Genomic DNA, 12,290 nt, shown 5'->3' with positions numbered 1-12,290 from the left:
CACAAAAAATCTGACAGGTTCGTTCTGAGGGGTACTTTCCCTGAACTGTATCTAGAAAACTTCTCTTCAATCACTGCTGCCGCCGGGTTTCCCGGCGCAGCAGTGCATTCCTCTCGGCCGCTCGGCCAACTTCTCCTGCGCGCTAGCACGCCATGCTGAAACGACCTTCTGGCCATCGCCGGGATGTGGTTTGAGCAAGCGTTTCCTCGCCTGTCTCAGGCATCGACCAACCTCTCCAATCGGAGCGCACCCCATGCAAAAACTGAGTGACATCTTGAAGACCTGGTTGCCCGCTCAATGGGACGCCTTGTTGCAGCAGTATCTGCCGGCGGCCGTCCTCACGGACAACTTCTGGAGTGGACGCCCTGGCCCTTGCCCCGTGTGCGGCGGCAACGACCGCTTCACGTTCGACAACAAGAACGGCCGCGGAGACTGGGTCTGCCGGCGTTGCAATGACGGCAGCCCCATGGCTGGCGACGGTATCCAACTTGTGTGTCGCGTCAATCGTATTAGCTATCTCGAGCTCGAGGCGCAGCTGCTCGGCAACGCGGCGCCCTTGGTCCCGCAGGCGCGGCCCGCGACTGCGCAACGGGTCGCTGGTCGGATGTCGCCGGAGGCGAAGCTTCTCCGCGTGACCAAGCAATGGGAACACGCGAAACCGCTGCAGGCGGGCGACCACGCGATGCGATACCTGGCGACACGGGTACCCGGGCTGCGGGCACCGCGCCCCGTTGCCTTGCGGCTTGCTGTTCAGGCTTACTGGCACGAACGTGCGCAGATAGGGAGGTTTCCAACGATCGTCGCGCAGTTCTTGTTGCCAGACGGTCGGATGGCGACGGTGCATCGGACCTCGCTGGACCCGGCACTACCAGTCAAAGCTACGGTTGTTTCGGCTGACGGAGAGATCCTTGACGCCAAGCGCAATGATGTTTCGGCGCTACCACTAAGTGGCGGTGCAGTGCGACTGATGCCGCCGCGTGATGGTGTGCTGGGTGTAACTGAAGGACTCGAGACCGCCTATGCCGCGCACATGCTATTCGGCGTGCCGACCTGGTACTGCCTGAATCGGGTGCTGCTAAGCAAGTTCGTTGTTCCTGACGGGTTCGGAATTCACACCGTCCACATATTTGCGGACTTCGATGCTGTCGACCCAAAGACTGGAAAGTCACCTGGGATGGCCGATGCGTTGACGCTCGCGAAGCGCTTGAGAGCTGAAGGATTCAAGGTGCAGGTTCACCGTCCGAAGATCCGCGGTACGGATTTTTGCGATGAGTGGAAGACCAGTCGCCAACTCGGGGCGATCACGCCGGCGCCAATGACCGCCTGACTGACGCCGCCTGTACAGGTGGCATTCTATAACCGCTGCCCCGTGGGTCCATCCCACGGGGGACGGACACCCGTGGCAGATTTCTCGAAGGAGAAATGCAATGCTGAAGGGATTTGTTGTGTTCGTCGGTCACATGGAGATTCGTGCCATGCGCAGCACGCCGGCCGGCATGGTGCAGGCACGCCAGTCGGAAGCCGATTCCTACCAGGTGTATCAGCGCCATGCTGATCGTGAAGCGGAGCTGCGCCGTACAGAAGCCAACTTCGACTCCGCTTTTTCCTATGCCGTTCGCCGTGCGATTTTGCACTGAACGGCCTACCCGTAACGAAAAAAAAGCCCGGCATCTGCCGGGCTTTTTTTGTTTCACGATGACTCCAGCATCGCACTTCGCTGGACTACGCCACTACCCGATGCGGCAGGTTTATCAACGGGTTAGGCAAGTTCAACCTATGTCGGTGCTTTCCGAAACTTGACCCGGCTTTCCTGCTGATGGCTCCCATCAGACCCCTGGAGTCTGGGCCTTTCCGAGGAGTCATCATGGCAAAGATCAAGCTCACCAAGTCCGCGGTCGATGCGGCGCAACCTCAAGCGCAAGCTCAGCATCAGGTCGAGCGAGGCGACTTCTTCGGCCACCGGCGGCTCCACGTCCGCTGTGCGCAGCACCCGTGCAATTTGCCGGCAGTAGCCCTCGCAAACGTGCGGGTCGCCTATCGCCATGGGATAGCGCAGGACTTCTTCCAATGGGATGCGCTTGTGGGTCAGCAACGGATGCTTGGCCGGCACCGCCACCACCAACGGATCGTGCCACGCGGGCACCGCCAGCAAACCGTCGTCCACGTCGTCGGACTGTGCGAATCCTGCATCGTAGAGGTCTTCGCGCTGTCTCGCGATGTGCTGCGACAGGGGTATCTCGGCCAGATGGAATCCGACTTCGGGATCGTCGTCCCGGCACTGCGCCAGGAAGGCACTCAGGCGCAGCGGGGCTATACCGTCGGACAGGGCAAATCGCAGTTGGCCGTCATAACCGGCGGCAACCGCCTTGGCCCCTTCGCGGGCCCGCTGCAAGGCGGTGAAGATGCGCGGCACGTGTTCCTTGAAAACCAGCCCGGCGCGCGACAGGCGCGTGCTGCGCGAGTTGCGGATGAACAGCCGCACGCCGAGGTCTTCTTCCAGTTCCTTGATCGCCCGCGACAACGGCGACTGCTCGATGTGTAGCCGCTCCGCTGCACGGGCGAAATGAAGTTCTTCGGCGACGGCCAGGAAGCAGCGAAGGTGTCGAAACTTCATCGCATCGCTCCTCCTATGGATACCTTCCCGAGAACCGAACAGCCGGATTGAAAAGTGCGGATCGGACTCCCCGAACACGCTTTCTATTCGCTAGCATGCCGGTGGTTCAGCCGATATCGACTTTCATGGCGAAGTCCCAGGTGCCAGCGCCATTTTGGGCCAGGCCGATCATCATCAGGCCGAGCGCCTCCAGCGTCTGGGCCATGCGCAAACCGCCCACATCCAGCGGACGCAGCCCGAGGCTTTCGAGGAAGGTCGAGATCCGTGCCTTCGCCTGCGCATCGTCGGCGGCGATAAACGCATCGAGGCGTCCGCCCTTGGCAAGCACGTGGCCGAAGATGGTGTTGAACGCCTTCACGACGTGCGCGCCGGCGGGGAGGCTCTTGGCGATCTCCTGCGCACCGGAACTGCCGTGCGGGGTGACGAGGCCAGACAGGTCGGGGGCGACCGGGTTGGTGATGTCGATGACGACCTTGCCGTCGAGCGCATCCCCATAATCGGCCACCGCGGTCGCAGCGCCGGTGTACGGCACGGCAAGGATGACGATGTCGCCCGCCGGTGTGGTGCCGTACTTCGCCGTGGTCGCACCGGCTCCGAGTCGGTCGGCCAGCGCCTGCGCCTTGTCTGGGGCGCGGCTGGCGACCTCGACGATGTGTCCGGCCTTGGCGATGCGGCCGGCGATTGCCGCGGCCATGCTTCCTGCTCCGATGATGCTGATGGTGCTCATGTGTTGCTCCTCGTAATTTGGGGGATCGCTCGTAGTTTCTCCAACGGGCCAGTTGCGGCCCGGCTCGCTGCCTCGGCTCATCCGGCAGGAAAGTAATGGCCGTTGTCCAGATCGGCGAGCAGGCCGGGCTGGGCAGGCTCCCAGCCAAAGGCTCGGCGGGTGATGGCGTTGGATGCCGGCAGGTCCAGCGTGACCAGATTCGCGAGGAACCCGAAATATCCCGGCAGCATCAGCACGTCTGCCGGAATGGGCGCGGCCGGCAGGTTCAGACGGTTGCCGATGGCCTCGGCGATCTTGCGCAACGGAATGCCCTCGTCGGCAATCGCGTGCCAGTTCCTGCCGGCCGCCCCCTTCTCCAGTGCCAGGCGGAACAGGGACGCGAGATCGCGGGCGTGCACGGCCGGCCACAGGTTCGTGCCGTCTGCGGGATAGCCGATGACACCCTTCGCCTTCGCAATCCCGATCAGCAGCGGCAGGAAGCCCGCGTTGTCGGTCGTGCTATGCACGATGGGAGGAATCCGAACGACCGACGACCGCACGCCCCGCTCGGCGAGACCGATGACCGTGGTTTCCACGACATTGCGAACCCGCAGGGTGCCACGGTACGTATCGCCGCCGGAAAGGGGCGGGTCTTCCTCTGTGGCTGGCCGGCCCAGGCCTTCCCATCCGGGCGAGCCGATGCTGCCAGACACGACGAGCGGCTTTCCGGTCCCATCCAGCGCTTCGGCATACGCGAGCATGATCTGGCGCTCCGCAGCGGCCACGGCATCGATGCCGCCGGTCGGAAGCAGGTCTTGCCGGTGGGCGACGTGGATGACACCGTCGGCGTCTGCCGCCGCGGCCTTGAGCCCATCGAGATCCTCCAGGCTGCCGCGACGCACCTTCGCGCCGAGCGCGGACACGGCCGCGGCGGCCGCGTCCGACCGGGCAAGGCCAGTGACCTCGTGCCCGGCGGCGATCAGTTCGGAGATGATGTAGGGTCCGGCATGGCCGGTCCCGCCAGTGACAAAAACGTGCATGTTGCTGTTCCTTGTGGGGAAGGTGGTGCGAGAAGTGGCGGTAGCCCGCCGTGCGCTCAGCCGGGCAGGCGGACGCCGAGCGAGAAATTGGCGTGTTTGACGGAGTGGGTCATGAGGCCCAGCCACAGCATGCAGGCGCGTTCCAGCGTCCAAACCATGGTCAGCGGTCCGACATCCATCGGGCGCAACCCGAGGCTCTCGATGAACGCCGACACGCGGGCCTTCGCCTGCGCGTCGTCTCCGGCCATGAACACGTCCAGCGGATGGCCATTGACGGAACCATCCGCCAGTGCATGCGAGGGCAGGGTGTTGAACGCCTTGACGATGTCCGCACCGGCCGGGGCGACCTTGGCGATCTCCCGCGCACCGAAACTGCCCTCGGGGGTCAGGAAACCCGTGAAATCGGATTTGATGGGATTGGTGATATCGACGAGAAGCTTGCCTGCCAGCTTTCCTCCGTACGCCTTCACCACATTGAGAACGGCGGTGTAGGGAACCGCCAAAATGACGATGTCACCTGCCGGGGCAGTGCCGAACGTGCCGATCGTCGCGCTAGCGCCGAGCTGCCCGACCAGCGCCCGTGTCTTCGCAGGATCGCAACTCGTCACCTCGACGCTGTGTCCGGCCTTGACGGCAAGGCCGCCGATCGCGGCAGCCATGCCGCCTGATCCGATGATGCTGATCGTGCTCACTTGCAGGCCCTTTCGTGGGGTGAGGGGTGTTCGTATGCTCAAGACCGGTCGGTTTGAGGTATCATGTGGATCACTGATTCAAATATATGGATCAATGATCCACTTGTCAAGAAGCCCCATGCGAGCCGACGCAAAAAAGAATTACGACCACATCCTCGCGGTCGCGCGCGAGGTCCTCATCGAGGAGCATGGTGTCGACGCGTCGATGCGCGATATCGCGCGCAGGGCCGATGTCGGGCTGGCCACGCTGCTTCGGCATTTCCCGACGCGGGAAGCGTTGTTCGAGGCCCTGCTGTGCACGAACCTGGACGCGCTGACGCAGAAGGCAGCCGAACTCGAAACATCGAGTGCACCGGGCGAAGCGCTCGTGTCCTGGTTTCACGAATGGATGGCATTCGCCCGAAGCTACAGGGGCGTGGTCGCCCTGATGGCGACCGCCCACACGAACCCGGACTCCGCTCTTTATGCTTCCTGTGCAGCGGTGCACTCGGCGAGCGCGCGATTGCTCGCCCGCGCCCAAGCCGAAGGGACGGCGCGGGCCGACATGACGGGCGATGACCTGTTTGGCCTGATGGCGGCGCTCGGTTGGCTCATCGACCTACCCTCATTCGCGCCAAGGGTGGGCCATCTTTCTCGCCTCGTTACGAGCGCCATCCTGAAGAATCCGTCGAGAAACGATGCCAAGACGGCGACGTAGCAGGGTGCAGCGCATCGTTGTCTGCATTGCGTCGGATGGGGTTCGCAGGCCGGCGCCATGACAGAATGCTCATGGGCGTACACGTGACGCATGTTCGATGTTTGCCTGTTTTCGCCGTGCATTGCTGCCGCGATGTACCTATGTGGTTCTTGGGGCCATAGAAGCCCCAAGAACCAATAGAGCCCGAAAACTGGCAATCCTATTGTGCTACATCGCCTTTCCCGCTGCCAAGCCAATGCACTCCGAGCTCGATAGCGGACATTTTTCGTTTTAGGGAAGGGCAATTTAGGGTTGGCGGCGAGCGCGCAGACCCCGGTAGATTACAAGGGCGGCTTCCCACACACACCAGCCGATAAGGACAGCAAAGACGAAGATGTTGATGTCGTGGTTGGTGGACAGATATTCGAACATCGATAGCTCCAAGATATATGTTTTCGATAGGCTTAGCATGCCATATACCAGCCAGTCGTCAAGTCGCGACTAGATGAACCTGGCCATCGCGTCATTGAGCGCGCCGAGGTCCAAGTCAGCGATTGACGCTCCCGGCGTGGAATCCCCAACGCTGTCGTCGGCGCTAAGCGGGCCCGGGCCCGGCGTCGCTGGCGGCCCGGCCGTGTCGTGCACTGCCACATCCTGTGCGGCCAGCGGTGCGTCGACCGGAAATGCGTCGCCCTTGCTGGCCGCAATGGGTTCAGGTCTGAACGGCTGGCTGACCAAACGGGCAGCTGGCAGGAGTGCGACGGGGCTTGCTCCTCCCAGGACTTCGAGTCCGCGCTGTGCCAGAAGCCTGAACACAAACGTTCGCTCGCGTGCGCTGGCAAACTGCCCGAGATACTTGATCAGATCGGGGCAGGCATCCGCCGAAAGCGTGACGGTGATCTGCAATTTCTCCGTCATGTGCTCACCTCACGCCGCGGACCGCGCGGACTGCCGAGCTGCACCGATGGTGTAAAAACCCCGGACGTTTGCGAAGCAGGGGGCATCCATCACGTGGATGGTGTTGCGAGGGAACGCTGCCCGGATAGTCGGCGCATACAGGGCCGCGCCACCACCGGTCAGAATGATCGCGCGGATGTCTTCCGAGCGACCGACACGCGTTTGTACCTCCTTGACCGGTTGCTGGGTCACAGCCATCGCCTCTGCGAGATAGTCGCGGATATCCAGGTCCTCGCCATAGAAGAGCAGCGGCTTGGCGTCACGGATCGCCTTGTCGATCCGCTCGATGCTGTCCATCGATTCGCCCTTTTCCGCAGAGATCAGGCTGGCCACCTGCTGATAGACGCGGGCTGCGCCGCACGGAAAGCCACCGCTTCGGGTGTCATCCATCGCGTAGCCCCGTGCCACGACCCAGTCCGTGGTGAAATACCCGACGTCGATGACCAGGTAAGCATTGTCGGGATCGTATTTCTTGCCGCTTTGTTGGATGAAGGTCACGAGCGTCCCGAGCGGCTGCGGCAGCGGGAGCACGCTACCAATCTGGATGGTGCCCCAGCCGAAGTCATGGGTCCCGGTGAAGCGCTCCTTGAGGAAAGCCGCGTACTTCTGGGTGTTGTGCACCGGAAGCCCCAGGACAAGACGTTCGATCTGCGAGGCCTTTGCGTAGTTCAGGGAGCCGGCCAGGAGCGCGGCATAGTTGGCCGTCGTCACGAAGTCCTCCGATAGTGCGCGGCCGGTATTGCCATAGGCCGCGGTGAGCTGGACCTCCGGGCCCACCTCATAGGTGGCGCCGTCGACCTCCACCTTCACGACGTTGCGTGCCCGGAGCACAGAGCCGCCGTGCGGGGTGAGGGAGGACGTGGCCGACAGAGGTGCAAGAGAGGGAAACATGCTCGTGGCGACGTCCGAACCCAAAGGGAAAGCGGACTTCGTATTTCCGTACCCGACGTCGACTGCGACCGTTGCGACTTTCATTTTTTTGCTCCAAGACGGTTGAAAATAGAGAAGGACGTGGCCGGCATGGAAGCACCTCGCCGGCGGTCATCGACCGCGCACGCCCCATGTAAATCCTTCGTCGTGGCACATGAGCGACCATCGTGGCATCTAGTGCCACGCAATTCGATGCATTGAATTGCGAGAGTCCCTCTACGTCCTGCCAAGTGCCACGATGTCGATTCAAGTGCCACATCGTTGAATTCACTGTACCTGTGAAATGACGAAGTCAAGGCGGCAAAAGCTCGCGATTTCGTGGGCTCAAGCGTTGCCATCGTCGAGCGTTGTGCTTTATCCTGTGCGCACACATTGCGTCCCCGACGCATCGACCCCGCCGACATAGCGCGGCACACCCAGGCAACCGAGGCCCTCAAGTTGGGGCGGCGACCGCCAGATGTTCACGCCGGAAACTGAGCCGGCTTTTTTTTCAATCAAATCAAGTGGACCGTGTCGGATAGTGAGGACACCGGACACCGCGATACCAAGCCGATAGCGGTCTGTTTGCCAAAATAGACCGCAGTGCGGACGAATCCGAAGCCGGACACCGGACAGGTGCTCCGAGAGATTTCCGCGAGTAGACGACGCCCTTTCAGCCATGCGGCTGGGCGCGGATCACGATGCCCGACACACTGCGGCGGGAATGATCCGGCTTTGGGGCGGGGAGCTGACTGCACACCGGGACGGTGAGAGCGGGCTTCTGAACAATATCGATCCGGGGGGCGCTACCGGTACCAGAACGGCGCAACAAGAATCACCCACCACGGACGGGCTGAGCACGCGGGGACCAAAATCCCAGCGGGAGCGGCCGGCATCGCAGATGCACCCGGGTTGGATGGCCGCGCAGCGGCGGGCAGGGCGCGAGCCCCGCCCGTTCGCACTGCGGACAGTCACGACGCATTGCTTCCATGCTCAGGGCTGATCGGTTTGGCATCGCTAAAGGACGGGAAGGCTGTGGCATCCGGCGGGTGGCCGGTTAGCTGGACGTGGTGGTTCGGCACACCGAGATGGTGAACACGGAACGGGGCCGTGATTCAGCCGAGTGGAGAAAGGAAGTCGCCAATCAGGCGAGAGAGCCGGGCGCCGAAGGTGCCCGTTCGGCCCGGGATATCCCATGAGCAAGACAATCAACCTGCGCCCGCTGGTGGACCAATACAACCTGCCGGAACGCTTCAAATCTGAGTTCGCGGTGCTGGCTGCGGCCCATCTGCATTTGCCGCATAGCGGAACGCGGGTGAGCGGGCGGTCGCTGTCGCAGATGTCTCAGCGGCAACGCGTCCAGGCGCTGCTGGCGATGTTCGTGGAGCTGCGCACGGTCGGGCGGATGGCGGTGACCTCGCCATATAGCGTCCGACAGAAGCACATCGGATGGCTAGTCTCGCACTGGGTGCTGGAAAGAGGCCTGAACGTCGGGACCGTGGAGCTCAGGCTCACCCATCTGCGTGCGTTCATGTCGTGGATGGGCAAGCCTAACGTGGTCGGTCGCATTGACGACTACGTGACGCGCCCCGAAGGCTATGTTCGCAGCTATGTGGCGCAGGAAGATCGGTCCTGGGAGGGCAATGGGATCGACGCCGTGGCCAAGGTAGCGCAGATCGAGGTGACGGACCCGCATGTGGCGTTGCAACTGAAGTTGGAGGCGGCGTTCGGCCTGCGTGCGAAGGAAAGCTGGCGGCTAAAGCCTGCGTTCGATGTTCTGCCATCCGGGCAGCTGCACGTGCATGACGGCACGAAGGGAGGCCGGCCGAGGCGGGTCGCGATCGAGTTCGACTGGCAGTACGAGGTTCTGGCTGCGGCGGCGAAGCTCGCGGCAGCGACGAATCCAGCGCGCGGCACGCTAATCCCGGCGCGCTACACCCAGGACCGGTGGCGGCGCCGGTTCTATACCGTGCTCGAGAAACACGGGATCACGAAGAATGGGGATGGGGTGACCGCGCACGGGCTGCGCCATCAGTTCCTGCAGCAGATGTACCACCGGGAGGCTGGTCAGCCGGCGGCGGTGAAGGGGGCAAGCAAGGTGCGCGATGTCGCTGCACATCGTGAAGCCATGCGCAAGGTAGTCGAGGCGGCGGGGCACAGTCGGGCGACGAAAGCGAACGCGTACCTGTCGACTTATTCCACGCAGATGTCCTCCAAGCGACCGGAGCCGACACTGGCCGAGCTGAAAGCCGCCATCATCGCCTGTGATGGCAACAGGGCCGCAGCTGCTCGGGAACTAGGCATCTCCCGCGCCAAGCTCTACCGGATGCTCGGGCAAGGGGACGGCTGATGGGATTCCCGACCGTCTCGGATCCGGACCCGCACGTTACGCTCAGGGTATCGGCGAATGCGACTGGATCGTTCGCCTGGGGAAGCAAACACGAAGAGGCGCTGTCGATGGCCGACCTCCAGGCGACTCTCAGTTTCTGCCGGGATGAGGGCCACCGGCAGGGGTGGAAATGGGGGCGGTACGTGCCCGCGTCGCCGACGAGGGTGCATGTGCGAACTTCTTTCACCCGTTGCTGTTGGGTGCGTTGCCAGCCTTGCTGGCCTATGCAGCTGTGGGCGCCTGGATTCTGTGCTGACACGGGAAGCTCATGAGGTGGCGATGAATTCGGCGGCGGGGCACCGCTCCCCCAGGTGATTTAGCTCGAAAGGCGCTGTCCGAACAGCACCTTTCGCAATTTTGGAGGGAACATGTTCCTCCGTGGGGTGAGACCAGCATCCTTCATCCCCGTCTGCCGAGCCGAACCTGCTAACGGGCGTATGCAAGCGCGAGTGACAGCAGCGTGCCCGCTCTCTGCACCAGATGCGACGCCGAATCCGCCTTTGCAGCATCGGCCGAAGTCAGCCACGTCAGCGCGACGCGACGTGCCGGCTTCTCGCCGGGGTGCGGCGCCGGCGGGGGCAGCTCGATTGCTGCTGCGCGCTTTCCCGGGCTCAGTGATGGAAACGGATCGACACCGGTGAGGTGCGCCAGTTCGGCAATACTTGCCACGCTGTACGCCGGCGTCTCGTCGTTGCGCACGATATAGGCTGCCGCACCTTTGCCGGGCACGTAGATAGCTTTCCACACAAAATCCGGGATTCGGACTCGGCCTCGGAGCATGCTGGTATCGCGGACGAATGCAGGCCCGGTGACGACGTACGCTGCACCGACCTGGCGTACCAGCTTGCGTGTGGAGGTTTCGATGTGGCTCCACGTCCGCCGATTGCTCGCTGGATTCTGCGGGATGACGTTCGCCAGGCTGAAGCTTTCCGCCTGGGAAGCCTTGTCGGCGAAGTCCCCGCTCGGCGCCATGTGGCCACGATCGTAGCTGGCGCCGCGGCCGTAGTCGGTCAGTCGGGCGCGCGCTTCGGCGGGGAGCGCGTCTTCTTCGTAGAAGTCGCTGTCGCGTGGTACATCGCGGGCGGCGTTCACCGCCTCGCGGGTCAGGTACTCCGCCGACCAGAGCGGTGTACGGCTCTGGCCTGAGGCCAGGGTGGCGTATGCGCGGTAGCAGAGCAGGTAGGTCTTGCCGGCCGGTTTCGTGACAACAGGCTGGCCGAGGCCGATCGAGTGGTCGCAGGTCGATCTGGCGGGGTCCTTGGCGAGAGCACTGGCGGAAGCTACGGCGAGCGCGGCAGCGAAAACAAAGGGTCGAAGCATGGAAGGTCCTTGGGCAGAGACACTACCAGCTTGCCAGACTCCCGGCGAAGTCAAGGTGTAATCGGCGCGGGCAGTGCGTCAACGGCACGCCCCACGAATTGCTCAAGGTCGGAGAACGGCCAGATCTTGTCGGCGTGCTCTTCCTCAGCCACTTCCGCGGCAAGGGCTGGCACGTATTCGAATCGCACTGTGGGCTGGCCGTCGATGTAGATGATTTTCGAGCGATGCACGAGCTTGCGATATCGCTCGGCATCCACGAGCACGCTGTCCGGGCTGGAGGCGTGGACAAACTTGAACTCCGGCTTCAGGAGCGAAGCAGCCATCGCCGCATATTTCGGGCCGCTCGCCTCCCATTCCCCAGTGGTCGACGCCAGCAGGCCCAGGAAATATGGGATGTCGGCGGTGGTGAGAGCGCGGCGGGCGAGCATCGAAATGGTGTGCACGTCGGCGGGCCGGTGCTCTACCCGAGCGTTCCAGATGGCGCTCAACTGCGTGAATGCCGCTTCGCGACTGGTCTCGGCATCAAGCAGGACGGGCGGCGTGGAGATACCGCACTCTTCGCAGGTAATGACGGCCTGCAAGCGTCCGGCGATGAACAGGGCGGCGCCGTCGCATTGCGCGCAATTCAGCAGACTGTTGTGCATGGCAGGTACGGGATTGGGGAAACCCCGAATTATGCCAATGTCGGATGCTCCGCCCACCGTTCCATGCTTACAGTGGCGCCAGATCGAGATAGTTGCCGGTGGTGCGGAGCACCTCGCGCCGCGTGGCCATCTGGAATGCCTGCAGCGCGTCGGCGTGGTCTCGAAGCGCTCGGCCGATCTGCCAGAATTCGTTCAACCAATGGCCGTCTTCGGCCATCGGACCGGCATACATGCCGGTCTTGATTGCGCCGCGGATGGCGAGAACGGTCTCCGGATCGGGATACTCCGATTCATTGGAGGGGTTGGTATTCTGGATCTTCATGAAAAATTTCACATTTACGGT

General features: G+C 62.9%; 14 protein-coding genes. 4 read left to right on the top strand and 10 right to left on the bottom strand.

Annotation, left to right across the window (positions count from 1 at the left end; all coding sequences use genetic code 11):
- Positions 1-253: 253 nt before the first annotated feature.
- Both K206_RS0105310 and K206_RS37540 read left to right on the top strand, forming a co-directional pair.
- The gene (locus K206_RS0105310; protein ID WP_020201373.1) at positions 254-1,327 is read left to right on the top strand and encodes a primase-helicase zinc-binding domain-containing protein; all 1,074 of its coding nucleotides are present in this window, start codon (positions 254-256) and stop codon (positions 1,325-1,327) included.
- Between the two features lie 100 nt (positions 1,328-1,427).
- The gene (locus tag K206_RS37540; protein WP_020201372.1) at positions 1,428-1,637 is read left to right on the top strand and encodes a hypothetical protein; all 210 of its coding nucleotides are present in this window, start codon (positions 1,428-1,430) and stop codon (positions 1,635-1,637) included.
- Positions 1,638-1,774: 137 nt separating this feature from the next.
- Here K206_RS37540 and K206_RS0105300 read toward each other — a convergent pair whose 3' ends face one another.
- From K206_RS0105300 to K206_RS0105285, 4 genes are all read right to left on the bottom strand, one after another.
- Positions 1,775-2,614 (bottom strand): LysR family transcriptional regulator, encoded by an 840-nt coding sequence (locus tag K206_RS0105300; RefSeq protein WP_020201371.1) that lies wholly within the window; start codon positions 2,612-2,614, stop codon positions 1,775-1,777.
- A 106-nt stretch (positions 2,615-2,720) separates the two neighbouring features.
- Entirely contained in the window at positions 2,721-3,341 is a 621-nt protein-coding gene (locus K206_RS0105295) for an NADPH-dependent F420 reductase (protein ID WP_020201370.1), read from the bottom strand.
- 77 nt (positions 3,342-3,418) lie between these two features.
- Positions 3,419-4,360, bottom strand: a complete 942-nt coding sequence (locus K206_RS0105290) for an SDR family oxidoreductase (protein WP_020201369.1) — start codon at positions 4,358-4,360, stop codon at positions 3,419-3,421.
- Between the two features lie 56 nt (positions 4,361-4,416).
- The gene (locus tag K206_RS0105285) at positions 4,417-5,052 is read right to left on the bottom strand and encodes an NADPH-dependent F420 reductase (protein WP_020201368.1); all 636 of its coding nucleotides are present in this window, start codon (positions 5,050-5,052) and stop codon (positions 4,417-4,419) included.
- A gap of 118 nt (positions 5,053-5,170) precedes the next feature.
- Between K206_RS0105285 and K206_RS0105280 the strand changes: the two genes are divergently transcribed.
- Complete coding sequence (locus K206_RS0105280) at positions 5,171-5,749, top strand: TetR/AcrR family transcriptional regulator (RefSeq protein WP_020201367.1); 579 nt, start codon at positions 5,171-5,173, stop codon at positions 5,747-5,749.
- Positions 5,750-6,034: 285 nt separating this feature from the next.
- Here K206_RS0105280 and K206_RS44605 read toward each other — a convergent pair whose 3' ends face one another.
- The 3 genes from K206_RS44605 to K206_RS0105265 all read right to left on the bottom strand — a co-directional run bounded on the left by K206_RS44605 (position 6,035) and on the right by K206_RS0105265 (position 7,660).
- The gene (locus K206_RS44605; RefSeq protein ID WP_020423686.1) at positions 6,035-6,160 is read right to left on the bottom strand and encodes a hypothetical protein; all 126 of its coding nucleotides are present in this window, start codon (positions 6,158-6,160) and stop codon (positions 6,035-6,037) included.
- A 69-nt stretch (positions 6,161-6,229) separates the two neighbouring features.
- Positions 6,230-6,646 carry a hypothetical protein gene (locus tag K206_RS0105270; protein WP_020201365.1) on the bottom strand — a complete coding sequence of 139 codons (417 nt, stop codon included), beginning with the start codon at positions 6,644-6,646 and terminating at the stop codon, positions 6,230-6,232.
- 9 nt (positions 6,647-6,655) lie between these two features.
- Positions 6,656-7,660, bottom strand: coding sequence for a PRTRC system protein D (locus K206_RS0105265; RefSeq protein ID WP_020423685.1), 1,005 nt, complete (start codon positions 7,658-7,660; stop codon positions 6,656-6,658).
- Positions 7,661-8,789: 1,129 nt separating this feature from the next.
- On the opposite strand from K206_RS0105265, the gene K206_RS0105260 reads away from it, so the two are divergent.
- Positions 8,790-9,944, top strand: coding sequence for an integrase domain-containing protein (locus K206_RS0105260; protein ID WP_020201363.1), 1,155 nt, complete (start codon positions 8,790-8,792; stop codon positions 9,942-9,944).
- A 465-nt stretch (positions 9,945-10,409) separates the two neighbouring features.
- Here the strand turns inward: K206_RS0105260 and K206_RS0105255 are convergent, their stop codons facing one another.
- The 3 genes from K206_RS0105255 to K206_RS0105245 form a co-directional block, all read right to left on the bottom strand.
- Positions 10,410-11,303 carry a DNA/RNA non-specific endonuclease gene (locus K206_RS0105255; protein ID WP_020201362.1) on the bottom strand — a complete coding sequence of 298 codons (894 nt, stop codon included), beginning with the start codon at positions 11,301-11,303 and terminating at the stop codon, positions 10,410-10,412.
- Between the two features lie 50 nt (positions 11,304-11,353).
- Positions 11,354-11,947 carry a hypothetical protein gene (locus K206_RS0105250; RefSeq protein WP_020201361.1) on the bottom strand — a complete coding sequence of 198 codons (594 nt, stop codon included), beginning with the start codon at positions 11,945-11,947 and terminating at the stop codon, positions 11,354-11,356.
- A 67-nt stretch (positions 11,948-12,014) separates the two neighbouring features.
- Positions 12,015-12,269 carry a hypothetical protein gene (locus tag K206_RS0105245; protein WP_020201360.1) on the bottom strand — a complete coding sequence of 85 codons (255 nt, stop codon included), beginning with the start codon at positions 12,267-12,269 and terminating at the stop codon, positions 12,015-12,017.
- Positions 12,270-12,290: the final 21 nt, after the last annotated feature.

This window comes from Cupriavidus sp. WS, from assembly GCF_000395345.1.
GTDB classification, from domain to species: domain Bacteria; phylum Pseudomonadota; class Gammaproteobacteria; order Burkholderiales; family Burkholderiaceae; genus Cupriavidus; species Cupriavidus basilensis_B.
This window is presented reverse-complemented; position numbering and strand designations above follow the sequence as displayed.

Bases quoted from the DNA above. Each gene is read 5' to 3' on its own strand.
- K206_RS0105310 (WP_020201373.1), top strand. From the start codon at position 254: ATGCAAAAACTGAGTGACATCTTGAAGACCTGGTTGCCCGCTCAATGG.
- K206_RS37540 (WP_020201372.1), top strand. From the start codon at position 1,428: ATGCTGAAGGGATTTGTTGTGTTCGTCGGTCACATGGAGATTCGTGCC.
- K206_RS0105300 (WP_020201371.1), bottom strand. From the start codon at position 2,614: ATGAAGTTTCGACACCTTCGCTGCTTCCTGGCCGTCGCCGAAGAACTT.
- K206_RS0105295 (WP_020201370.1), bottom strand. From the start codon at position 3,341: ATGAGCACCATCAGCATCATCGGAGCAGGAAGCATGGCCGCGGCAATC.
- K206_RS0105290 (WP_020201369.1), bottom strand. From the start codon at position 4,360: ATGCACGTTTTTGTCACTGGCGGGACCGGCCATGCCGGACCCTACATC.
- K206_RS0105280 (WP_020201367.1), top strand. From the start codon at position 5,171: ATGCGAGCCGACGCAAAAAAGAATTACGACCACATCCTCGCGGTCGCG.
- K206_RS44605 (WP_020423686.1), bottom strand. From the start codon at position 6,160: ATGTTCGAATATCTGTCCACCAACCACGACATCAACATCTTCGTCTTT.
- K206_RS0105270 (WP_020201365.1), bottom strand. From the start codon at position 6,646: ATGACGGAGAAATTGCAGATCACCGTCACGCTTTCGGCGGATGCCTGC.
- K206_RS0105265 (WP_020423685.1), bottom strand. From the start codon at position 7,660: ATGAAAGTCGCAACGGTCGCAGTCGACGTCGGGTACGGAAATACGAAG.
- K206_RS0105260 (WP_020201363.1), top strand. From the start codon at position 8,790: ATGAGCAAGACAATCAACCTGCGCCCGCTGGTGGACCAATACAACCTG.
- K206_RS0105255 (WP_020201362.1), bottom strand. From the start codon at position 11,303: ATGCTTCGACCCTTTGTTTTCGCTGCCGCGCTCGCCGTAGCTTCCGCC.
- K206_RS0105250 (WP_020201361.1), bottom strand. From the start codon at position 11,947: ATGCACAACAGTCTGCTGAATTGCGCGCAATGCGACGGCGCCGCCCTG.
- K206_RS0105245 (WP_020201360.1), bottom strand. From the start codon at position 12,269: ATGAAGATCCAGAATACCAACCCCTCCAATGAATCGGAGTATCCCGAT.